Origin of the sequence: Kribbella sp. NBC_01484, assembly GCF_036227145.1 — a bacterium.
Classification (GTDB): Bacteria; Actinomycetota; Actinomycetes; order Propionibacteriales; family Kribbellaceae; genus Kribbella.
In genome coordinates, this window is sequence record NZ_CP109437.1 from 1,532,389 (window position 1) to 1,553,359 (window position 20,971).

General features: G+C 67.4%; 24 protein-coding genes. 10 read left to right on the plus strand and 14 right to left on the minus strand.

The window, feature by feature from the left end; translation table 11 throughout:
• Nucleotides 1-30: 30 nt before the first annotated feature.
• The 12 genes from OG555_RS07375 to OG555_RS07430 are packed head-to-tail and all read right to left on the minus strand — an operon-like array spanning nt 31 to nt 10,955.
• Nucleotides 31-1,359 carry a hypothetical protein gene (locus tag OG555_RS07375; RefSeq protein ID WP_329482069.1) on the minus strand — a complete coding sequence of 443 codons (1,329 nt, stop codon included), beginning with the start codon at nt 1,357-1,359 and terminating at the stop codon, nt 31-33.
• Nucleotides 1,356-2,330: an alpha-ketoacid dehydrogenase subunit beta gene (locus OG555_RS07380; RefSeq protein WP_329482070.1), complete on the minus strand. Its 975-nt coding sequence runs from the start codon at nt 2,328-2,330 to the stop codon at nt 1,356-1,358. The genes OG555_RS07375 and OG555_RS07380 overlap by 4 nt, the downstream gene beginning before the upstream one ends.
• Nucleotides 2,330-3,280, minus strand: coding sequence for a thiamine pyrophosphate-dependent dehydrogenase E1 component subunit alpha (locus OG555_RS07385; RefSeq protein WP_329482071.1), 951 nt, complete (start codon nt 3,278-3,280; stop codon nt 2,330-2,332). The genes OG555_RS07380 and OG555_RS07385 overlap by 1 nt, the downstream gene beginning before the upstream one ends.
• Nucleotides 3,281-3,283: 3 nt before the next feature.
• Nucleotides 3,284-4,069, minus strand: coding sequence for a DUF3050 domain-containing protein (locus OG555_RS07390; protein ID WP_329482072.1), 786 nt, complete (start codon nt 4,067-4,069; stop codon nt 3,284-3,286).
• Between the two features lie 14 nt (nt 4,070-4,083).
• Nucleotides 4,084-4,989 carry a phytanoyl-CoA dioxygenase family protein gene (locus OG555_RS07395; protein ID WP_329482073.1) on the minus strand — a complete coding sequence of 302 codons (906 nt, stop codon included), beginning with the start codon at nt 4,987-4,989 and terminating at the stop codon, nt 4,084-4,086.
• Nucleotides 4,986-6,053, minus strand: coding sequence for a 4-hydroxyphenylpyruvate dioxygenase (gene hppD / locus OG555_RS07400; RefSeq protein WP_329482074.1), 1,068 nt, complete (start codon nt 6,051-6,053; stop codon nt 4,986-4,988). The genes OG555_RS07395 and hppD overlap by 4 nt, the downstream gene beginning before the upstream one ends.
• A complete protein-coding gene (locus OG555_RS07405) occupies nt 6,054-7,325 on the minus strand; it encodes a beta-ketoacyl-[acyl-carrier-protein] synthase family protein (protein ID WP_329482075.1) in 1,272 nt (423 codons plus the stop codon). It lies immediately after the preceding gene.
• Complete coding sequence (locus OG555_RS07410; protein WP_329482076.1) at nt 7,322-8,914, minus strand: class I adenylate-forming enzyme family protein; 1,593 nt, start codon at nt 8,912-8,914, stop codon at nt 7,322-7,324. Before OG555_RS07410 ends, OG555_RS07405 begins: the two co-directional genes overlap by 4 nt.
• The gene (locus tag OG555_RS07415) at nt 8,911-9,384 is read right to left on the minus strand and encodes a hypothetical protein (RefSeq protein WP_329482077.1); all 474 of its coding nucleotides are present in this window, start codon (nt 9,382-9,384) and stop codon (nt 8,911-8,913) included. The genes OG555_RS07410 and OG555_RS07415 overlap by 4 nt, the downstream gene beginning before the upstream one ends.
• Nucleotides 9,381-10,496: a beta-ketoacyl-[acyl-carrier-protein] synthase family protein gene (locus OG555_RS07420; protein ID WP_329482078.1), complete on the minus strand. Its 1,116-nt coding sequence runs from the start codon at nt 10,494-10,496 to the stop codon at nt 9,381-9,383. The genes OG555_RS07415 and OG555_RS07420 overlap by 4 nt, the downstream gene beginning before the upstream one ends.
• Nucleotides 10,489-10,701, minus strand: a complete 213-nt coding sequence (locus OG555_RS07425; RefSeq protein WP_329482079.1) for an acyl carrier protein — start codon at nt 10,699-10,701, stop codon at nt 10,489-10,491. Before OG555_RS07425 ends, OG555_RS07420 begins: the two co-directional genes overlap by 8 nt.
• Complete coding sequence (locus OG555_RS07430) at nt 10,701-10,955, minus strand: acyl carrier protein (RefSeq protein WP_328526176.1); 255 nt, start codon at nt 10,953-10,955, stop codon at nt 10,701-10,703. The genes OG555_RS07425 and OG555_RS07430 overlap by 1 nt, the downstream gene beginning before the upstream one ends.
• Before the next feature lie 17 nt (nt 10,956-10,972).
• On the opposite strand from OG555_RS07430, the gene OG555_RS07435 reads away from it, so the two are divergent.
• Nucleotides 10,973-11,584: a 4'-phosphopantetheinyl transferase family protein gene (locus OG555_RS07435; RefSeq protein WP_329482080.1), complete on the plus strand. Its 612-nt coding sequence runs from the start codon at nt 10,973-10,975 to the stop codon at nt 11,582-11,584.
• Here OG555_RS07435 and OG555_RS07440 read toward each other — a convergent pair.
• A complete protein-coding gene (locus OG555_RS07440; RefSeq protein WP_329482081.1) occupies nt 11,515-12,720 on the minus strand; it encodes a class I adenylate-forming enzyme family protein in 1,206 nt (401 codons plus the stop codon). The two genes, OG555_RS07435 and OG555_RS07440, sit on opposite strands and share 70 nt — an antisense overlap.
• A gap of 758 nt (nt 12,721-13,478) precedes the next feature.
• On the opposite strand from OG555_RS07440, the gene OG555_RS07445 reads away from it, so the two are divergent.
• The 8 genes from OG555_RS07445 (at nt 13,479) to OG555_RS07475 (ending at nt 17,540) form a co-directional block, all read left to right on the plus strand.
• Entirely contained in the window at nt 13,479-14,018 is a 540-nt protein-coding gene (locus tag OG555_RS07445; protein ID WP_329482082.1) for a class I SAM-dependent methyltransferase, read from the plus strand.
• Nucleotides 14,019-14,112: 94 nt separating this feature from the next.
• A complete protein-coding gene (locus tag OG555_RS07450; protein ID WP_329482083.1) occupies nt 14,113-14,346 on the plus strand; it encodes a hypothetical protein in 234 nt (77 codons plus the stop codon).
• On the plus strand, nt 14,304-14,618 hold the full coding sequence (locus OG555_RS42770; protein ID WP_442914519.1) for a GNAT family N-acetyltransferase: 315 nt from the start codon (nt 14,304-14,306) through the stop codon (nt 14,616-14,618). Before OG555_RS07450 ends, OG555_RS42770 begins: the two co-directional genes overlap by 43 nt.
• A gap of 127 nt (nt 14,619-14,745) precedes the next feature.
• Nucleotides 14,746-15,501 carry a nucleoside phosphorylase gene (locus tag OG555_RS07455; protein ID WP_329482084.1) on the plus strand — a complete coding sequence of 252 codons (756 nt, stop codon included), beginning with the start codon at nt 14,746-14,748 and terminating at the stop codon, nt 15,499-15,501.
• A 296-nt stretch (nt 15,502-15,797) separates the two neighbouring features.
• Nucleotides 15,798-16,037: a hypothetical protein gene (locus tag OG555_RS07460; protein ID WP_329482085.1), complete on the plus strand. Its 240-nt coding sequence runs from the start codon at nt 15,798-15,800 to the stop codon at nt 16,035-16,037.
• Between the two features lie 31 nt (nt 16,038-16,068).
• Complete coding sequence (locus OG555_RS07465) at nt 16,069-16,338, plus strand: hypothetical protein (protein WP_329482086.1); 270 nt, start codon at nt 16,069-16,071, stop codon at nt 16,336-16,338.
• Nucleotides 16,339-16,519: 181 nt separating this feature from the next.
• Complete coding sequence (locus OG555_RS07470; RefSeq protein WP_329482087.1) at nt 16,520-17,194, plus strand: uridine kinase; 675 nt, start codon at nt 16,520-16,522, stop codon at nt 17,192-17,194.
• 73 nt (nt 17,195-17,267) lie between these two features.
• Entirely contained in the window at nt 17,268-17,540 is a 273-nt protein-coding gene (locus OG555_RS07475) for a MafI family immunity protein (protein WP_329482088.1), read from the plus strand.
• A 13-nt stretch (nt 17,541-17,553) separates the two neighbouring features.
• Here the strand turns inward: OG555_RS07475 and OG555_RS07480 are convergent, their stop codons facing one another.
• Complete coding sequence (locus OG555_RS07480; protein ID WP_329482089.1) at nt 17,554-18,285, minus strand: VOC family protein; 732 nt, start codon at nt 18,283-18,285, stop codon at nt 17,554-17,556.
• Nucleotides 18,286-18,620: 335 nt separating this feature from the next.
• On the opposite strand from OG555_RS07480, the gene OG555_RS07485 reads away from it, so the two are divergent.
• On the plus strand, nt 18,621-20,657 hold the full coding sequence (locus tag OG555_RS07485; RefSeq protein WP_329482090.1) for a DUF1906 domain-containing protein: 2,037 nt from the start codon (nt 18,621-18,623) through the stop codon (nt 20,655-20,657).
• Nucleotides 20,658-20,971 lie beyond the last annotated feature (314 nt).

Here is a 20,971-nt window from a genome sequence, read left to right on the forward strand (position 1 = left end):
TGCAGACGATGGATGCGGCTGATATACCAGCTACGGAACCAAGAGAAGACCGCTAGTCAGCGCACCCTGACCCACGTTGACCACCGGGCCGGCGCCGGGGACGGTGAAGCGGAGATAGGCGCCGCACGGGGTGCCGGCGAAGAGGTACGGCGCGATGCAGAACGGTACTGCGGCCTCGTGCGTGTCGCCGGTGGCGATCTCGACGAACTGCATGGTGAGCCGGTCGACCTCGACGTACGCCTGGAGGATGTAGCAGCCCTCGACGAGTGCGGCATCGACGGCGTCCTGCCAGGTCTGCGGGGTGACCTCCGGGCCCACCACGACACCGACTCCGCCGTACGAACCGGAGGGCTTCAGGACGAGGTGGTTCTGGTCGGTCATCGCCTCGTCGCGAAGGTCCGCGGACAACACCTCGGTGCGAGGGACGTGGCGGCGGACGACCTCGGCGTCCTCCCCAGATAGCAAGGGCAGGTCTTCCCAGAGCCACGCGAAGATCGTCTTGCTGGCCAGCAGCCAACTGGCCGTGTGCGTGAACATCCGCACTGCACCCATCCGGACCGCCGTGTGCAGAGCCTGCAACCCATCGCTCGGCTTCATACCTTGCGGGACGAACATCCGGAGTACGGCGTCGATCGGGCCGTCGTCGACGCAGAGCCGACCGGCGTCGTCCAGGGTGAGCCACTCGACCGGGTACACGCGCATGTCGAGACCGAGTTCGCGACCGCGGTCGCTGAACGGTTCGAGCACCTTGATCATCGCCAGCCCGTCCTGCGACCCCGGATACGTGCCGCCGGTGGTGAACACCATGGCGAGCCGATCCGACTCGGTCAGCTTCAACGCCGCCCGCACCGCCTCGTACCGCGCGTCAACAGCGGACGGCGGCGCCGCCAACCCGACCTCATCGAGCACCGGATCACCGGCGTACGCGTCGAGGAAGCGCCGGGCGACACCGTCGGAGTCGTGGGCGCCGCCGAGGGCGCTGTCGATGTTGGCCTCGACCACGTACGGCGTCCCGTCCGCGAGCAGGATGTCCGCCCGGACGCCACCGAGCAGCTCCTCGGTCAGCGGCAATTCCTCGTCGAGCAGGTCGATGTAGCCGACCGGCAGCCCGAGTGCGCGCCGCAACTCCCCGGCTGTCGTTGCCCTACGCAAACATGCGGCCAGGATCAGCCGGGCCACGGTCGCCGAGATGTCGGTCAACGATCGATAGGTCGCCGCCGCCATGATCGGCGGCCGGAGCGGTCGCCACTCCTTGTTGTGCGTGGCGACCCCGTCGTACACCCGCTGCCAGGACTCGCTCCCCCGCGCGACAAGCGCCTTGCGCGTTGCCTCGGGCAACTGGTGCCACAGATCGGTCATCGTTCCTCCAGTACGGCGTGAATCGCGGAGACGAGTTGGTCGCGGCCGGGTTGGACGGCGCGGTCCAGGGCCAGGGCGAACGGGAGCACGGCTCCGTCCGGGCGGGTCACTCGGCGCGGCCGCGCGGCGAGGGTGGAGCGTTCGGCGGCGATCGCGAGGACCTCGGCGGCGAAGCCACTGGTCCGGTTGGAGTCGTCGATCACCACCAGCCTGCGGGTCTTGGCCACCGACGCTGCCAGACCGTCCGTGTCGAGCGGGTAGACGGTCCGCGGGTCGAAGACCTCGATCGAGATTCCCAGCCCGGCCAGTTCGTCCGCGACCGCCACCGCATCCTGCACGAGGTGGCCGAGGGCAACGACTGTCACGTCGCTGCCAGCGCGTGCGACCCGGCCGACGCCGAGCGGTACCGGCGCGAGCGTGCTGAAGTCGACATCGTCACGGACACCGAGCGCACCGGACGGCGCGAACACCACGACCGGATCGTCGTCCCGGATTGCCGAGACCAGGAGTCCGTAGGCGTCGGCCGGAGTCGCGGGTACGACGGTCTTCACGCCGATGTGGGCGAACAGGGCGTACGGGTGGTCGGAGTGCTGGCCGGCCCATCCGGTCCGCGAGCCCGAACCGGGAACGACGTACGTGACCGGGACCTTGCACTGGCCGCCGGTCATCAGCGAGAACTTGTGGGCCTGGTTGGCGATCTGCTCGAAGACCAGGAACAGCAGCGACGGGATCTGGAACTCGATCACCGGCCGCATCCCGGCGAGTGCCGCGCCGGTCGCGAAGTTGGTGAAGGCCTGCTCGGACAGCGGAGTGTCGAGTACGCGGTCCGGGCCGAAGCGGGCGAACAGGCCGGCGGTCAGGTTGGACGCCGCGACCCGGATGTCCTCACCCAGCAAGAAGACCGACGGGTCCTCAGCCAGGGAGTCGCCGAGGGCGCGGTTGAGTGCCTTCAGGTATGAGAGTTTCGGCATCAGCGCAGCACCTCCGGCGAGGCGTACAGGTAGTCGAGAGCGGCCGCCGGATCCGGGTGAGCACTTCCCAAGGCGAATTCGGCCGCCGCGTCGAGCAGAACCTCGACCTCCCTGTCGACCGCCGCGCGTTCGTCGGCTGCCAGTCGGGCGCCTTGGATCTCCACCGGATCGCGCGACCGGCCGGCGGCGAGATCCTCGGGCGAGCGGTAAGTGAGCCGGGTCCGGTGCTCGAAGGTGTGGTGTGCGTCGAAGCGGTAGGTGACGCACTCCAGGAACGTAGGCCCCTTACCAGCCCTGGCCCGCTTCACGGCCGCCAAGGTTGCCTTCAGCACCGTCTCGGGATCCTGCCCGTCGATGCTGAAAGCCGGGATGCCGAACGCCCGCGCCCGGCCGGTGATGCTGCCGGCGACCGCCGACTCGACCGGCATCGTCGTCGCATACCCGTTGTTCTCGCAGACGAAGATCACCGGCACCTGCCAGAGCGCGGCCAGGTTGAATGCTTCGAGCAACATTCCCTCGTTCATCGCGCCGTCACCGAAGAACGTGACGGCGACCGAGTGACGACCGCGCTGCCGCAAAGCCCACGCCGCACCGGTCGCGATCGATCCGGCCGCGCCGACGATCGCATTCGCACCAAGGATCCCGAGGCTGAAGTCGGCCGCGTGCATAGACCCGCCACGACCCTTGTTCAGCCCGCTCTCCCGGCCCATCAACTCGGCGAACAACCGCGCCGGGTCCACACCGCGGGCCAGCACATGGCCGTGCCCGCGGTGCGTACTGGTGATCACGTCGGCGTCCGTCAACGCTGCACACACGCCGACCGCGATCGCCTCCTGCCCGACGTACGGATGAATCCCGCCGACGATCTCCCCGGACCGCACGAACTCGATCGCCCGCTCCTCGAAACGACGGATCAACCGCACGGTCCGGTAGAGATCGACAGACCTCATGGGTCAGTCCTTCACCGCGGCGAGGATGGCGTCCCACAGCCGGGCGCGGGCGGCCAGCGCGGTGTTGATCGTGTCCGCACAGGCTTCCCACTTGGCCTGGTCGTCACCGCAGAGATCGGTGACCATCTGCATCGCCATCGGCGTGTGCTGTTCGCCGTCCACCTCGATGTGCCGCTCCAGATAGTCGACGAACGTGTTGAGCTTGTTCGACCGCTCGTTCACCGCGACCACCTGAGTGAACATGTCCGGGATCAGGTCCTCCCGGCCGAACGCGAAGGCGGCCGCCTGGCAGTGGATCGGGGCGTTCTCGATGATGTCCCAGGTCGTCCCGGCGAAGTCGATCGACGGCTGCGGTACGCCGGCCTCCCGCAGCGACTCGACCACCGAGCCGCCGTTCCGGAGCAGGTCGATCAGCCTTTCGATGGCGGCCACGTCCGCTCCGGCCTCGCGCATTCCGTTGACGTACAGCTCGAAGTGGCTGATGAAACCGTCGCCGAGTTCGTCGCTCTCCTCGACCATCACGATGTCGTTGATCAGCCTGCGGCTCCCGGAGTGCGCGGTCGGGATCCAGGGCACGGTCACACAGGTGAGTTCGCGCTGCAGCGATTTCAACAGGGACATGAAGTCCCAGACCGCGAACACGTGGTGCTCCATGAAGGTGACCAGCGCCTCGTGGGTATCCAGGTTCGCGTAGAGCGGGTGCTGGACGACCTTGTCGCGGGCCGGGGTGACGGCCTTCTCCAGTTGTTCGATGCCGGGGTGGGTCTGACCCCAGTCGTAACGGGACATGGGCGGTTCTCCTGTCAGCGGTCGGCCCAGAGGATTGGGCAGTAGTCGGGGTCGGCGTAGTCGGGGTGGCCGGCGGGAGTGCGGCGTACGAGGACGTCGTGGTTGTAGGCGGCCAGGGTTCCGTCGGACAACGGGAACTCGCGGTAGTGGTTGGCACCGTCCTGGAGGTGCAGGGAGATCGCGCGGCGGGGGCGGTCGCTGACGTTGGCTCCGCTGCCGTGGTACGTGCGGCAGTGGTGGAAGTTCATATGACCGCGTGGGATCGTGATCGGGATTTTGGTCACCTCGGCGTGGTTGTACGCCGCGTTCTCGGCCAGCATCTGGTCGAGTTGCGACCTGTCCCGGTCGGCGAAGTGGCGTACGACGGTGTCGTCGGAGCCGTTCTCCTGCCAGCGATGACTGCCGTCGACCATGGTGATCGTGCCCATCTCCGGCGGACAGTCGTGGAACGGGATGAACGCGGTCAGCATCCGGTCCGATGCCGACGACGACCAGTAGTGCTTGTCGAAGTGCCAGGGCACGATGTTCGACGGCTCGCCCTTGATCGGCGGCTTGTAGATCAGCGTGGATTGGAAGATCCGGATCTCGTCGGTCTGTGCGAGCCGGGCCGCGACCGCGCCGATCAGCGGCTTGCGGAGGATCTTGGCCAGGCCGTCGTGCTCGTAGTGCACATAGTCGTTGTGCCGCTGGACGTCGCCCTTCGACGGATCCCAGTAGGCCAGCTTCGGCGGGGCCGTCGGGAGGCTGCGATCGCGTTCGCCGGCGTAGTAACGCTCGCTGGCGTTGACGAGCTCGTCGGTCTCGTCGTCGGTGAGCAGCTTCTTGGACAGGTACCAGCCATGCTCGTTGTAGAAGGCAACCTCTTCGTCAGTGGGCAGGAGCTCGATCTCTTCTTCGGAAAGCTTGAATTCGAGGGTCATGAGGCCGCCAACTCGCGTTCCTTGGCCTCGTAGAGTGCCTTGATGTTGCCGCTGCCGAACGTCATCGCGCCGCGCCGCTCGATGATCTCCAGGAACAGCGTGCGCCGGACGTGCATCGACTCGGTGAAGATCTGCAGCAGCTGACCCCAGTGGTCCCGGTCGACCAGGATGCCGAGCTTCTCCAGGTCCTCGATCGGCGTCTCCACCTCACCGACGCGTTCCGGCAGCGCCCGGTAGTACGCCGACGGCGAGGCGAGGAAGTTGACGCCCCGGCCGGCCAGCGTTCCGACCGCCTCGACGATGTCGCTGGTCCGCAACGCGATGTGCTGCACGCCGGCGCCGGCGTGCCAGGTGAGGAAGTCGTTGATCTGTCCCGGCCGGCGGTTCGGATCCGGCTCGATCAACGTGAAGGTGACGTGCTTCGACGTACTCTGCACGACCGTCGACTCCATCCCCTGCCCGGCCACCTCGATGTACTCGTCGAAGATCGGCAGGAACCCGAAGACCTTCTCGTAGAACTCCACCGTCGGCCTCAACTGCCCCGACGGCACGCAGATCGCCAGGTGGTCGATCTCGCTGAACAGCTTCTCGTCGGGGCCACTCGCCGGCTCGGTGATCTGGAACGCGCCGGGCAGGAACTCGCGGCGCGGCCCGTGCCGCTCGACCAACCGGTGGATCACGTCGCCGAAGCCCGTCACCTCCGCGACCACCACGGTGGTCTCCTGCTCGTCGGTGTAGGTCACCGGTTCGGCGACCGACTCGGCGCCCCTGGCCAGCAGCTCGGTGTAGGCCACGGACGCGTTGTCCACCTCCAGCCCGACCACGGCGACACCGTCACCGTGGCGCTGGACGTAGAGGGCCGCGGCGTGGTCGGCGACCAGCCCGGACGTCAGCACGATCTGTACGGCGTCCTCGCGCAGCAGCAGCGACCGCTGGTCCGGTAGGCCGGTCTCCGGTCCGCCCTGTCCGTGCACCTGCAGGCCGAACGCGTGTCCCAGATAGAACGCGGCCTGGCGAGCGTCGCCCACGTACAGCTCGACGTGGTCGATCCCGTAGATCTCCATTTACAGGTTCTCCTCACTGTTGATGACTCGCCGCTCCGGCGTGGTGGCGGTGCCGAGGAGCAGGCTCACGTTCTGGCCGCCGAATCCGAACGAGTTCGACAGCGCGTACTCGACGTGGACTTCGCGGGGTTCCTTGCGGACGTGGTCCAGCGGGCAGGCCGGATCCGGATCGTCCAGGTGGTACGTCGGGGGCAGCAGACCGGTCGTGATCGCACAGGCGGCGGCCGCGGCCTCGACGACACCGGAGGTGCCCAGCATGTGCCCGGTCAACGCCTTGGTCGAGCTGACCGCGGGATGGTGCACACCGAACGCCAGCCCGATCGCGACCGACTCGGCCACATCACCGAGCTTGGTGCTGGTGCCGTGCGCGTTCACATAGCCGACCTTGCTGGGATCTATTGCCTCGAAGGCCTTTCGCATGCACTCGGCGGCCCCGGTCCCATCCGGACGGGGAGCGGTCGGGTGATGCGCATCCGAGTTGACGCCGTACCCGGCGACGTCCGCGTAGCCACGTGCACCTCGAGCGGCCGCATGCGTGGTGCTCTCCAGCACGAGGAGTGCGGCACCTTCACTCAGCACGAACCCGTTGCGCCGCAGATCGAACGGCCGGCTCGCCTCGGCCGGGTCATCCCACCCTCTGGCCAGCGCCCGCGCGTTGGCAAAGGTCTCCGCAAACGTCGGAAACAACGGCGCCTCACTCGCCCCGCACAACACCACGTCAGCCTCACCGCACCGGATCAACCGAGCAGCATCCGCAATCGCCTGGGCCCCGGACGCACACGCAGTACCAACCGCCGAGGTGTAGCCCCGCAACCCGAACCGAATCGCCACTCGGGCGGCGGGCATGTTCGGCAGGACACCCGTCAAGAGGTACGGACTGACGGCCGCCCGCCCACGCTCGGCCCGCGCGAGCACCTGCTGCTCGAGGGTCGCCATCCCTCCGACCCCACCGACAATCACACCGACGCGGTCGGCGTCGACGTTCTCCCCGATCGTCAGGCCGGCGTCCGCGAGTGCGTCCTCGGCAACCAACTGCGCGAGGATGACCGTCCTGTCCATCACCTTGCCGTCAGGACCGGAGGCGATCTTTCCCGCGTCGAAGGGCGGCAGGATCCCGGCCAGCTCGATCGAGTTGGCGATCGCGTGCTCGGGTGGCGGCTTCACGATCCCGGATCGCCCGTGCAGGAAGGCGCCGTACACCTCGTCGATGCCACGGCCGACCGGGGTGAGCAGACCCATTCCTGTGATGGTGACGCCGCCGACCGGGCTCATGCGTCGGCTCCGGTCAGGCGTTCCGCGCGGAGGGCGACCTTGCGGACCTTGCCGGTGACGGTGACCGGGACGTCGTCCGCTCCGACCACGCTCACTCGGCGAATGATCGCCGCGACCTCCTCGCCGACCGCCTTCTTCACCGCGTCCAACCGATCCACTTCCACGGCGTCCGGTGACAGCTCGAGCAGTACGTCGGCGACGTACTTGCCGCTGTCCGGCACGATGACGACAGTGCAGTCGGCAACCTCCGGAAGAGCCGCGAGGATGCGTTCCTCGGACATCGACGTGAAGAGTTGCGGGCCTTCGAAGCCGGCGACCGCGTCCGGGACTCGGTCCAGGTGGAAGTAGTGACCAGTGTCATCGCGGTAGACCAAGTCACCGGTCAGGAACCACCCGTTCAGCCGGAAGCGGTACGTGGTGACCGAGTCGTTCCAGTAGCCGGGTGACACCGACGGTGAGCGGAAGCCGAGCAGGCCGACCTTGCCGAGCGGCAGTTCCTCACCGGTCGACGTCAGTACGGCGGCCTCCGCGAACTGATACGGCTTCCCGATACACCGCCCGTAGTGATCACTGTCGATCGTGTGCGTGATGTGGAAGCCGTTGTGCCCCATCTCGCTCGACCCGAGACCGTCGACGAAGTGACTGCCCTTGACCGTCACTCGCCCTTCCCGCGTGACGGTCTCCCGGGTGCCGACGGCAACGAGTTTGCGGATGTGCGGCTCATGCGCACAGTCGCCCGTGTTGAACCACATCCGCACCGAGTCCAGATCGTGCTTGCCCAGCTCCTCGCGCGCCAACCCGGCCCACGTGACGGCAAACCCGTAGACGGCCCGCGGCTTCCACCGCTCGATGTGCCGCAGGACGTACGGCGCGTCCTGGCTGGACAACAGGAGCATCTCGGCGCGGTTCCCGAGCACCTGGTTGACCATCAGGATCGTCGCGGTGTGCGGGATCGGGAGCGCGTTGAGAATCCGATCCGTGCCTTGCGCCTGCGGCATGGTCAACAGGTGCTTGAGAGCGGCGTACAAGGTGGTGTGGGTGTGCAGAACAGCCTTGGGTACGCCGGTTGTGCCGCTGGTGTGGGTGATCACGATCGGGTCGTCGCGGTGGTGCCGGTAGTGCTCAGGCGCCTTCGCCGGATCACCGGTGCCGAGCTCCTTCGGCTCGGCGAGGACCTCGGTCTGCAGGAGCGGGCGATGGGCCACGTCGGCCAGGACCGCGGTGACCCGCAGTCGGCGGATGTATTCGTCCGCGATGGCCGGCGCCATCTTGCCGTTGAGCAGAGCGGGAATCGCGCCGACTCGGGTCAGCGCGAGGAAGCTGAGCACGATGTCCTGCGCCTCGGTGGCCCAGATCGCAACCACGTCCCGGCGGCCGATGCCGTGCTCGTGCAGCCACGCCGTACGGGCCTGGACCCGGTCGTCCAACTCGCCGAGCGTCAACGGGTGCTCGGCCGGGAAGTGGTCGACGGCTGTGTCGAAGGTCAGGCCTGGGCCGTCCGGGTCGGCGCCGTGCGCGATCACCCGGGCGAGGACGTTGCCGGCGCCGATCGCCGGATCCGCGGCGAGTCGGGCTCGCAGGTTCTTCATGTCGGGTCTCCCCCAGTCACGATCACGGCGGACGCCTGGTCGGCCCCCACCTGCACGATCAGCACCTGATCGGCATCCCCGTCACCGATCAGCAAGGCGGCCTCGTCGATCCCGCCGTCCGTCACACACACCACCGGGCCGCGCAGGTCCCACCGCGCGGCGATCCATCCCGCCACGCTGTTCGGCACCGACTGGAAGAAGAACAACGGCCCGAGTCTCTTGCCCTCAGCAACCGTTTGGCGCACATGCTCCGCGCTGACCCGGTCCCCGTCGCTCACCAGCACGATCCCGGTGCGCGCCGTACGCTCGCTCAGCCGCCCCAAGCACCGCTCCGCAACCACCGCCGCCAACGGACTGAACGCCGACAACACAAACCCAGGCAGCGCCGGCGGTTCACCCGCGTCATCCACGTCCGGCCAGTAGCCCTCGGCCAGCACCACCAGCTCATGAACTTCCAGCAGCCCGCTCATCCCACCCGCACCACCAACGCCGTATTGGCTCCCCCGAACGCCGAGTTCAGTGACATCCCGTACGGCGAGCCCGGCGGCCGCGGCGCATCCAGAATCAGATCCAGCCGACAGGCGGGATCCGACTCGAGGAACCCGGCGTTCACCGGCAACTTCCCCTCCCGCAACGCCTGGACGGTCACCACGAACTCGACCAACCCAGAAGCCTCCAACGCGTGCCCGTGCAAACCCTTCGTCGAACTCACCGCCACCCCACGCATCCCCCGCTCATGGGTTGGCCCACCAGACGGCGGGTTGACCAACCCGTCCCCGGTAGGCAAACCCACCGGCTTGTGGGCTGACCCATCGGCGGGGGTGGTGTGGGCGGGATTGAAGACTCGGGTGATGGCGGCGGCTTCGGCGGCGTCGCTGAAGACGGTGCCGGTCGCGTTCGCGTTCAGGTAGCCGATGGCTTCGGGTGGTAGGCCCGCTCGGGCGAGGGCACGCTCGATGGCGGCGGCTAGTCCTCGGCCGTCGGGGGACGGTTGGCAGGCGTGGTACGCGTCGCCGCTGCGGGACCAAGCGACCAGTTCGGCCAGGCCTTCGCCAGACTCCAGGACTACTGCGGCTACGCCGTCGCCCAGGAGGGTGCCTTGGCGGTGGCGGCTGAAGGGGCGGACGGCGGCGTCGGTGGACAGTGCTCGACCGGCGTCGAAGAGCGCGTACTGGTAGGGCTCGACGAGGTAGGCCGCGGCTACGACGATGCGGTCGACCCGGCCGGCGCGGATCAACGTTGCGGCGTCGGCCAGCGCCGTACTGGCTGAGACGCAGGCGCTGGTGTAGACGCGGCGCTGGCCGAAGTCGCTGGGCGGGGCGGTGTGGAGGGCGAGCAGGAGCGGTGTCGTGGTGCGGTCGACGCCGGCCTGCGCGCAGGCGGTCGCGATCGCCTGGTCCAGTTCTTCTTCCAGCGTGCCGGTTTCGGCTGCCGTCGCGGCGTGGTGCGCGCGACCGTTGCTGGTGTCGAAACGGCTGACCTCGGTGAAGGCCGGCGTACCGGTGAGCTGCGCCTCCGATCCGCGGCCGAGCGCGGTCAGGATCGAGAGGCCGGTGACGGCGACCGGTCGGGGCTCAGACATGGCTGGTCAGCACCTCGGCGATCACGGTCACGGCGTCGTCGATGGTGGCCATGCGTTCCAGCTGGTCGTCGGCGAGCTCGACGCCGTACCGCTGCTCGACCTGATGGACCAGCCACGCCAGTTCCATCGAGTCGAGCCGCTCGGCACCGGGTGGGCGCTCGCCGAGACCGGCCAGCCAGGTGAGGATCTCGTCCCGCGTAATCATCAGACCTGCTGGGCTACCCGGCCGGCCACCTCGGCGGTGAACTCGCCGACCGTCATCAGCGCCAGTTGCTCGGACTCGTCGTCGGAGAACCTGACCCCGAACCGGTCCTCGACCCGCACCGACAGATCCGCCAGCGCGAGCGACTCCAGGTCCACCCCGGCCGGGCCGAGCGTGGTGTCGTCGTCGATGCCTTCGGTGTCGTAGTTCATGTCCTGCAGTTGCGCGATGACGAACGCGCGAACCTCGTCCTTCATTCGGTTACCTTCTTTCGGTGGGTGATTCCGTACATGTCTGGTTGGCGCCGGCCGGCGCCGAGCCGCGTCTCACGGCCCACGAACTCCTGCTCGCCCTCGCGAGCACACTCGTCACCGGCCCGGTCCTCAGCCACGACCCGGCCGGCCGGCCGCACATTCCCGGCCTCGCGGTGAGCATCAGTCACACGCACCACCTGCTTGCCGTCGCCGCGTCGTACGCCGGCCCCCTCGGCGTGGACGTGGAGGAGGCGCACCCGCGGGAAGTGCGCGCCCTGGCCGAGCGCTGGTTCCACCCGGCCGAGCTGGCGTGGATGACTGACCAACCCGACGAGCTGACAGCTTTCCTTCACCTCTGGACCGCGAAGGAGGCAGTAGGCAAGGCGCTCGGCCAAGGCCTGCGCAACTCCGGCTTGCGCCGCCGAATGCCACTCCCCGCCTCCCCGGCTGCCGGCATGGTTACTGGCGAAGCCGGCCTCGCAGTTCTCCATGTGCCTGTGGAGCAGGCGGTTCTGGCGGTGGCTCTGGCCTCGACAGCTACCGAGGTGGTAGTGACTGTGCATCACGAGACGGCCTTGCGGAGGGTGGTCAGGTCGCGGACGAGTTTTCCGGTGGTTGTTCGGGGCAACTGATCGAGGAGGTGGAGGGTTCGAGGGCGTTTGTAGGGGGCGAGGAGTTGGGCCAGATCGCTCTCCAGCTGGGAGACCGTCTGTGGAGCACTGACCTGGACGTAGGCGGTGATGGCGCCGTCGAAGGCCACGACCGCCGCCTCGACGCCGCGGAGTGAGGCCAGCGTGTACTCGACCTCGGTGAGGTCGACCTTGAGGCCGCCGACGGAGACCTGGGAGTCGAGCCGTCCCTTGATGCTGACCAGTCCGGTCTTCTCGTCCACCACCCCGGCGTCGCGGGTGTGCAACCAGCCGTCGGACCAGCGGGTCGGGTCGGACAGGCCCAGGTACGGCGATTCCGGCCGGCGGACCTGCAGTTCGCCGTCGACCGCGCGGACCTCGATCCCGGGCGCGGGCCGGATCGCCGGCCGGTGTTCGCCGTACAGGTCGGTGCCGATCACCCCGACCTCGGTCATCCCGTACATGTTCCCGAGCGGTGCGCCGTACTTCTCCTCGAAGGACCGCGACACCGCCGCCGGCACCAGCTCGCCGCCGGTCGTCATCCGCTTGAACTGCGGCAACCGCGGCGGATCCTGTACCGACGCGAGCAGCCCGATGTGGAACGGCACCCCGAGCACCGTCGCCGGAGTGGTGGCCGACCCGATCGCCTGAACGATCGCATCCCCCGTCAGCCGGGCCGGCGGCACCAGCTCGACGCCCGCATGCAGGCCGTAGAGCAGACCGCCGACCAATCCGAGCACATGCACCATCGACGGCAGCAGGATCAACCGCTCCCCCCGCTGCGGTACGCCGTCGATCCGCGTGTACCGCAGTACCTCCTCGACCAGGTCCTCGGCACTCCGGCCGATCACCTTCGACGGCCCGGTCGACCCGGAACTGAGTTGTACGACGGCGTGCGTCGTACCGGCCGGATGACCCGAGTAGCTGGCCAGGTCGGCGTCGACCTCGACGAAGGTCCGCAGCCCCGCCGGCACCGGCCGCGCCGGTGACACCACCACCTGCGGGACCAGCCGTTCGGTCGCGCGCCGGACCTCGTAGTCGGTCAGTCGGTGATCCAGCAGGATCGCCTGGCCGCCACTGCGCCAGACCGCCAGCAAATGCGTGACGAAAGCCATCGACGGCGGCAACCGCAAGGCCACCGCACCACCCGGCCTGAAACCGGACCTAGCCAGTTCCGTTTGCCGATCGCGGACAAATCCGCGCAATTTGTCCCGGTCGATAGGATCGGGCAACCGAAAGCAAATGTCACCGGCCGGACCGGCCAGCAGGACATCGTCGACCCACTCCGCACCCTGGCTGGTTCCGGGCACCACGACAGTACCGTCCATGGTCATCCGAGCTCCAAAGTTTCTTTGCACACAAAGGATTCGAAGACCAGAACCCCCACCAAGGCCTGGCGATGACGCGACGATACGACACGATCACCCAACTGCGCTATGGACCAGAAGTAATGACTCCATTACCGCCCGCAGTCACGGCGCCGGCGCGTTTCCGGAGGCACAAAACACACCTGGACAAAGGCTTGCAGAGGTTAGTAATCGGTCCAGCCATTTCGCCCACCGCAGGTTTACCCGCGGACCAAACAAACGAAGAGATCCGATGCAAAAGGCGGACCCGCGATGAGGAATTTCGGTTGCGCTCGCGGAGGCCTCACCGCTTGACTGCCGGTCATGTCCGATGACGAGGCACCGCCAGGCCACGCTGCCCGAAACCAGACGATCTGGGATGACCGGTACAGCGCATGGTTCGGGAGCCGGGCAGCGCAGCAATGGGCCGCCGAGCCGCATTGGGGGATCTGGGCAACACCGGAATCCGACTTGCACGTGCTCCCGGAACTGAGCGGGAAGGACGTCATCGCGACCTGGGCTGCGGGACTGCCTACATCGGGGCATGGGTGATGCGGGCCGGCGGTCGTCCGGTAGGCATCGACAACTCGGCCGAGCAGCTCGCGACTGCCGAAGCACTCCAACAGGAGTTCGGCCTGGTGTTCCCACTGATCCACGGCAACGCGGAGCAGGTCCCGCTGCCGGACAACAGCTTCGACGTGGCGATCAGTGAGTACGGGGCCAGCAGCTGGTGTGACCCGACGCTGTGGATTCCAGAAGCCGCCCGGCTTGTCCGGTCCGGCGGCCAGCTGATCTTCCTGCGCAACTCCACCCTCGTGGAACTGTGCACGGCTCCTGATGCCGAAGCTGCAGGAGACCGCCTCAGCCGACCGTACGCAGACGTCGCACGGATCAACCGGCCCGATGGCGGCACCCACTTCCAGCTACCGACCGGCCCGATGATCAAGCTCCTCCGGCAATCCGGATTCCAGCTGGACGAACTCACCGAGTACATCGCCCCCGCCAACGCCCACTCCGACTACGGCTACGTCCCGCCCGAATGGGCCTCGACTTGGCCCAGCGTCGAGCTATGGAAGGCAACGCGCCAGTAGGACCGCCGGCAGTCGGGACCCGACCCAAATCGCTTGAGCTGCTGTGCAGCTCAAGCGATGCTGGGCGAGCCGATCCACCCACGGGAGGTTTGCAGTGCGACGACGAGATTTCGAAGGGCCTGACGACCTCCGGTTGATGCAGGACCTGGTCCAGCGGACCTGGAGTCCGGGGTCGCGGTTGCACATCGGCGACGTGGCCTGGCAACGCAGCGTGGACTCTGGCCGGCGCGGGGACACCTGGCGTACTGCGCTGTGGGAGGACGACGGCCAGGTGGTCGCGTGGGGATGGGCGGAGCCCCGACCGGCGACTTCGTCGCCACCGCGCTGATCTGGCACGATCGGGTGCACGGCATCGGCCTCGTGGAGCCGGTCGGCTGCGCCCCGGAGTACAGGCGTCGAGGGCTAGGCCAGGCGGTCAACCTAGCCGCACTGCACGCCTTGCGCGAGGCAGGTGGCACCGATGCATTAGTCTGCCCACGCGGTGACGACGGCTACCCGCAAGCGCGGGCGCTCTACCAATCCATCGGCTTCAAGCCAGGCGCAAGAACCAAGCTCTACGTCACGTGCCAACAACGTCGCCGCGCACGTCCGGTGACATGAGCGAGTGCGCGGACGCGTTCACCGAATCAACTGCCGCCCGGCAGCTCAGGGGCGCACGAGCTGCTCTTGTGTTCGGCACAACCGGGCACACATCCAGCGTGAATCGGTTGTGGTAGGACTGGCGGCCGTGACATCACCATTGCTCGAGACCGATCTCACCGAGCCCGGGGTGCTGGACCCCGCCGGCCTGCAGCCTCCGATCACCGGCCTGCCGAAGATCGCGGTGATGTGCTTCTTCCAGGAGGTCATCAGCCAGGCCGGCGCCAAACAATCCGCCAACCTCAGCGTGTACGGCGGCTGCCCGGTCCACGAAGACGACCGCCACGGCCCGCGCATCGCCTTCTTCTACCCCGGTCTGGGCGCTCCCGCAGCCGTCGCCACCATGGAAGAAATGATCGCTAACGGCTGTCACACCTTCATCGCGGTCGGGGGCGCCGGCGCACTCGTCCCAGAGCTCGCACTCGGCCACGCGATGGTCGTCGACCAGGCCCTTCGCGACGAAGGCACCTCACATCACTACCTGCCGCCATCCAGATTCGTCGAAGCCGATCGTGAGGTCTCCCAGGCAATCGTGTCGGCCTGCGAACGATCCGGTCTCGCTGTCGGCCGCGGAAACTCCTGGACCACCGACGCCATCTTCCGTGAGACCCGCAGCCGCATCGACCGCCGGGTCGAGGAAGGCTGCTCCATGGTCGAGATGGAAGCGTCGGCATTCTTTGCCGTCGGCAAGCACCGCGGCGTCCGAGTCGGGCAACTCCTGTACGCCGGCGACACCCTCGCCGCGGACGACTGGGACGGCCGCGACTGGACCAGCGCCACCCAGACCCGGCAAGCGCTGTTCGACATCTGCCTGGACGCCGCAGCCAGCCTCACCCGAGACTGAGGCGCGGACGTAGCGAAACTCGGCGCAATCCCAATCAGAGCGCGATCGAGTCCGCCGAGGAACGTCCCACCTTCGGCACGACCGCGCCTTGCAGTCTGCGGTATGTCAGGGTGTTGCAGTGACGCGGAACCGATTCGTGGTTGGCCCGAGGTCGTCGGACGGGTCGTTTCAACTCCTGCGGATGCCGGATGGTCTGGCACTGCGAGCTCGATCGTGGGACGACGTGTGGGCTGCATGTCCCGAGTTCAACGTTCCTTGGCAGGCCGTCAGCCGGGTGATCAGCGTAGGGTCGACGCATGACTTTGCATGATGGATACGTGTTGCTGGGTCATGGCCCGTCTGCCACGGGGTCCTCTGGTGGCTGGTCCATGCGGCCAGAGCTCTTCGCGGAATGTCCCCGCTGCCGCGAACTGATGGCCCTCGATCCCAACGAGACCGTGAGTTGCCCGTGCGGCAGTCTCTCCAAGGACGCCGACGCCGGCCGCTTCGGCAGTACGCTCGGAGACGAAAGCATCGCCATCTATCGCCAGAGCTGAGCGTGCATCCGTACTCCTCTAGGCTTCTGGGGTGACCAAGTCCGAACTGGACCTGCTCTCAGACGATTACGAGGGCGCAGAGATGCAGTTTCTTGCGGCTGTCCGCAACGACGCGGATCGCTCCCAGCTCGCCGTCAAGGCAAGGGCCGTCGCCACGGCCACCCACGGGTTCAATACGGAGGCCTATCGGTGCTTCCACAGTGGTGCGGAGAACGCCTGGATGCTCCTCGATCAGTTGACCGAGCGGACAGAGGTCTTGGCCGACTTGTGGGAGGACATCGCAAAGGCCTACGAGACGTAGGGAGACGTCCGCGATCCACTAAACGCGGCATGTCCGTGCGATTGCGATCCGGCGTGCCGGAGCCACTTTCGCCCGCTGCGTTCTTGCCGTACTCGACGCGGTAGCTCCAGGCTGCTACTGGCCAGGTGCGCTTAGGGTTGGCCCCCGACAGGTCTTCACGAGGCAGGGACGGCGGCAGAACATGGACAACGGCACCCGCGACGAGATGCTCAGTCGCTTGGCCGAGGCGGTCGGGTCCGTCACGGTCGCGCACCCGACGCGGGTTGCCGTCGACGGACCGCCCGCCGCCGGCAAAACCACGCTGGCCGACGAACTGGCCGTCGTCCTGCGCGCTCAGGGCCGCGACGTCATCCGCGCGACGATCGAGGGGTTCCTCTTCCCCAAGGCACAGCGCTACAGGCGCGGCGAGTACTCGCCCGAAGGCTGCTACCTCGACAACCACGACTACGACGCGCTGAACCGAGTCCTGCTAGATCCGCTCGGCCCGGGCGGCGACCGACGGTTCCAGCACGCGGTCTACGACCGCACCACGGACACCGCGCTGTCCCCGCAGGTCTCGACGGCCCCCGCCGACGCCGTGCTGGTCTTCGACGGCGTCTTCCTCCAGCGCCCGGAACTGATCGATCGGTGGGACCTGCGCATCTTCGTGTCGACTGCATTCGAGGAGACCGTGGATCGCGCCCTGATCCGGGAGCAGGGGGTGATGTCCGCCGCCGATGTCGAGCGCCGCTGGCGCGAGCGCTACATCCCCTCGCAACAGTTCTACTTCGCGACGGTCCGCCCGACCGATCACGCCGACATCGTCGTGCACAATGGCAACACCCAGCAGCCGGCATGGGAGGCCCGAACACCCTGACCGCACTCAATTCGGCATGAGCGCGCATCGCGGCACGAGCGGACGTTGGACGCGACGGCGATAGCCTCTACCAGTGGACGGCGACACAGTGCAACGCCTGAGGATGCTGGCGCACTCGCTATGGGGACGGGCCACCCATGACAGCGAGGCCGCATTGGGTGACTCCTTCGACGTGCGAGTCGCGGACTCTCTCGATCTGGTGGCCCACGGCGAACCCGGAGTTGCGTTCGAGAACCTGGCCCAGAACGTGTACGAGTTCGACGCGCCACTCACGGAGTCGGAGTACCGGGCGTTCGCGGAGATTGGAGGGTCGCAAGTTCGGGCTCGTGGCGTAGTGAGCGGATGAGGAGGGTTTGGGTTCAGCCTGGGGCGAGGAGGCAGAACTCGTTGCCTTCCGGGTCGGCGAAGACCGTCCACGTGACGTCGCTCTGGCCTAGGTCGATGGCGGTGGCGCCGAGAGTCCGCAGTCTGGCCGCCTCTGCCTCCAGGTCGTCACCTGGGTATGGGCGGAGGTCGAGATGGACTCGGTTCCACACGGTCTTCACGTCGGGTGTGCGGAGGAACTGCAGATATGGGCCGACGCCCTTGGCGGAGCGCAGTACCGCGTTGTTGTCGGTCACCTTGTGCAGGGTCCAGTCCATGGCCTTGCCCCAGAAGCGGGCCATGGCTCGCGGATCCGCGCAGTCGACCACTACCGTGGCGATTGGTCCGGTGTCTTGGTACAGCGAGTCCAGCACGCAGAACTCGTTGCCCTCTGGGTCGGCCATGACCGTCCATGGGACGTCGCCCTGGCCTACGTCGGCGGGTGTTGCGCCGAGATCCTTCAGGCGCGTGACCACCTCCGCCTGATGGGCCGCCGAGGTGGTGGCGAGGTCGACGTGCACGCGGTTCTTCACCGTCTTGGGTTCCGCGGAGGCAATGAGGTCGAGGCAGACGGCGACGGGGTCGGGGTAGACGAAGCCCTCGGGTTCGAGGTTGGTCACGCCGGGTCCCTCGCTGGAGACTCCCCAGCCGAGCGCCTCCGCCCAGAAACCGCCCAGCGCGGAGTCGTCGCGAGCCTTCATGTTGATTTGAACAAGCCGCGTTGCCATGCCGACGATGCTAGCGGCAGCAGCACAACAAGATCAGCCGTACTGATCTCGGCAGATCAGGACGTTCCTAATCGCCTGCTGGCCTCCAGTTTGTGACACCGTCTCGCCTTCGTGGCGATCGCGGCAGTCCGTTGGTCCGCAGCGCATGCTGCCACAGTCGCTGCCCCCTGACCGCTGCCCCTGTGATCTGCATCGATAGCATTCGGGCATCGAGGCGAGTGCCGGACGCTCTTGGACAGAGCGGCGGGCACTCGTCTTGACTTGGGGATCAGGGGTTGGGACTGGGGGTCGCACTTTCCGCCGGACCAGCCGTCCGCCGAAAGTGAGGAGCTTCTGTGAGGCTGTACAGACCCGGGGCGCTGATTGTCGCCCTTGGACTGGTCGCCGGGGTCGCCGCCGTGGTGACCATCAGCCGCCCGGCCGCCGCGGACGAGACCCAGAAGGTCTCGTACCGCGGCTACGAAGTCACTGTCCCAGCGAGTTGGCCGGTCGTCGACCTGGCCGCCAACCCCTCTACCTGCGTCCGTTTCGACCGTCCCGCCGTGTACCTGGGCCGTAGCACCGCTCAGGCCAACTGCCCGGCCCACCTGGTCGGCCGCAGCGAAGGACTCGTTCTCGAGCCGTTGACCAAGGAACAGCAGTCGGCACCTGGCCTGCTGCGTCGTGCCGTCAAGGATGCCGGCGTACTCGCGACGGCCTACTACGCTCCGGGCGACGAGCAGGCGGCGGACGACGTACTGGCCACCGGTCGCGTCGTCTCGAAGACCCAGTCCGCCCAGGTCGCTCAGCCGGCTGCTGTGGCGCCGTCGGTAGTCGCCACGGGCAACTTCACCGGTCAGGCGTTCGACGCTTGTACGGCGCCGAGCCAGTCGACGATGGACGCCTGGCTGCCGGACTACAAGGCCCTCGGCATCTACATCAGCGGTGGCTTGCGCGCCTGTGCGCAGCCGAACCTGACGCCTGACTGGGTGTCGGCCAACGCGAGCAAGGGCTGGCAGTTCCTGCTGATCGACGTCGGCATGCAGGCGCCCTGCACGAACTTCAGCAGCAAGATGTCTACTGACCCGGCCACCGCCCTGGCGCAGGGCAAGACCGCCGCTGCCAACGCCGTCGCTGCCGCGCAGGCGCTTGGGTTCGCGCAGCGGAGCGCGATCTACAGCGACGTCGAGGGCTACACCTCCACGGCCGCGTGCAAGGCCTCAGTGCTGTCCTACCTGAGCGGTTGGACTCAGGAGCTCAACGCCCGCGGCTACCTCGGTGGCGCCTACGTCGCCGCCGGTTCGGGTGGTGTCGACCTGAACAGCGCCTACACCAGTACGGCGTACACGCGTCCGGACAACCTTTGGTTCGCCCGCTGGAACAACGTGGCGGCTGTCACCGACGACAAGTACATCTCGAGCACGTACTGGACGAACCACCAGCGGGTGCACCAGTACGTCGGCAACGCCACCGAGACCCACGGCGGCGTGAGCATGAACATCGACAAGAACTGGGCGGACCTCACTCCACCGCCGCCACCTGTCAGCATCCTCAGCGTGACCGGTTCGGTGGGCTCTGCCACGCTGCGCTGGACCAGTCCGGCCGGTACGACACTCGGTCAGATCATCGTCCGCGGCGCAGCGGGCAATACCGCGCCGGCGCTGCCGTCGTCCGGTACGGCGATCTACAACGGCACCGCGAGCCTCTACACCGTGACCGGTTTGGCGAATTCCGCCAGCTACGCCTACCGGGCCTGGGTGAAGGACAGCACCGGAAAGATCGGGCCGGGCATCGGGGTGCGTCTGATCGGCACGAAGGCCACGATCACGGCCAGTGCCGCCTCGATCATGTACACCCGGGCGGTCACCGTGAGCACCACGGTGACGCGGATCAACGATGGCGGCAAGCTGTCCGGCGTACCGGTTTACCTGTACTCGAAGGCGAAGACCGCGACGAAGTGGTCGTTGGTGGGACAGTTCACGTCTGATGCCAATGGCGTGGTCAGTTCGGCGCAGAAGCCCGGAGTGTCGACGTACTACATGTGGGGCTACAACGGCACGACGGGTTTGCTGGGCACGCGGAGCACGACTGTGCTGGTCCAGGTCCAGCCGGCGATGTCGGCGTACCTGACCCCATCCTCGATTCTGCTTGGTCAGTCGTCGGTGCTGTACGGGTATCTGAACCCGCCGCACGCCGGGATGACCGTCTACTTGCAGCGCCGATCGGGAACCAGTTGGGTCGCAGTGACGACGGGAAAGCTGGCGACGAACGGAAAGTTTGCGTTCAGCATCAAGCCGACTGCACGCGGCACGTACACGTACCGCGTCGTATGGCTGGCAGACGCCGACCACCAGGGGACGCAGACAGCGTCGAAGGTCCTGACGGTTAACTGACCGCGGTCAGGCCGGCCGCCACACTTCGACTGTGTGCGGTCGGCCTGTCGTACCGCGTCGGCGTGATCACGGATCGAGGTTCACGAGGCGCTGCTGGCCGGCGTCGCGGCGTTGCTGCCCGCACATCGGCACCCGCGCCTTAACTGCCTGCGGCATGAGAGTGCGTTTCCTTCCTAGCGCGGCATGAAGCGCAGCATGGCATGCGCCCGCTGACGAAGGTCGTCCTCGCTTGCGGATCAGTCGCGGGAGCCCGCCATAAGGTCCACGAAAGTGTGCACGTACGCGCAATCGTGGAGAAGCCGAGCGACTCGTAC

Excerpts from the sequence above, each read along its gene's own strand:
- OG555_RS07375 (WP_329482069.1), bottom strand. The coding sequence starts at position 1,359 with ATGACCGATCTGTGGCACCAGTTGCCCGAGGCAACGCGCAAGGCGCTT.
- OG555_RS07380 (WP_329482070.1), bottom strand. The coding sequence starts at position 2,330 with ATGCCGAAACTCTCATACCTGAAGGCACTCAACCGCGCCCTCGGCGAC.
- OG555_RS07385 (WP_329482071.1), bottom strand. The coding sequence starts at position 3,280 with ATGAGGTCTGTCGATCTCTACCGGACCGTGCGGTTGATCCGTCGTTTC.
- OG555_RS07390 (WP_329482072.1), bottom strand. The coding sequence starts at position 4,069 with ATGTCCCGTTACGACTGGGGTCAGACCCACCCCGGCATCGAACAACTG.
- OG555_RS07395 (WP_329482073.1), bottom strand. The coding sequence starts at position 4,989 with ATGACCCTCGAATTCAAGCTTTCCGAAGAAGAGATCGAGCTCCTGCCC.
- hppD (WP_329482074.1), bottom strand. The coding sequence starts at position 6,053 with ATGGAGATCTACGGGATCGACCACGTCGAGCTGTACGTGGGCGACGCT.
- OG555_RS07405 (WP_329482075.1), bottom strand. The coding sequence starts at position 7,325 with ATGAGCCCGGTCGGCGGCGTCACCATCACAGGAATGGGTCTGCTCACC.
- OG555_RS07410 (WP_329482076.1), bottom strand. The coding sequence starts at position 8,914 with ATGAAGAACCTGCGAGCCCGACTCGCCGCGGATCCGGCGATCGGCGCC.
- OG555_RS07415 (WP_329482077.1), bottom strand. The coding sequence starts at position 9,384 with ATGAGCGGGCTGCTGGAAGTTCATGAGCTGGTGGTGCTGGCCGAGGGC.
- OG555_RS07420 (WP_329482078.1), bottom strand. The coding sequence starts at position 10,496 with ATGTCTGAGCCCCGACCGGTCGCCGTCACCGGCCTCTCGATCCTGACC.
- OG555_RS07425 (WP_329482079.1), bottom strand. The coding sequence starts at position 10,701 with ATGATTACGCGGGACGAGATCCTCACCTGGCTGGCCGGTCTCGGCGAG.
- OG555_RS07430 (WP_328526176.1), bottom strand. The coding sequence starts at position 10,955 with ATGAAGGACGAGGTTCGCGCGTTCGTCATCGCGCAACTGCAGGACATG.
- OG555_RS07445 (WP_329482082.1), top strand. The coding sequence starts at position 13,479 with ATGCGGGCCGGCGGTCGTCCGGTAGGCATCGACAACTCGGCCGAGCAG.
- OG555_RS42770 (WP_442914519.1), top strand. The coding sequence starts at position 14,304 with ATGGGCGGAGCCCCGACCGGCGACTTCGTCGCCACCGCGCTGATCTGG.
- OG555_RS07460 (WP_329482085.1), top strand. The coding sequence starts at position 15,798 with ATGACTTTGCATGATGGATACGTGTTGCTGGGTCATGGCCCGTCTGCC.
- OG555_RS07470 (WP_329482087.1), top strand. The coding sequence starts at position 16,520 with ATGGACAACGGCACCCGCGACGAGATGCTCAGTCGCTTGGCCGAGGCG.
- OG555_RS07480 (WP_329482089.1), bottom strand. The coding sequence starts at position 18,285 with ATGGCAACGCGGCTTGTTCAAATCAACATGAAGGCTCGCGACGACTCC.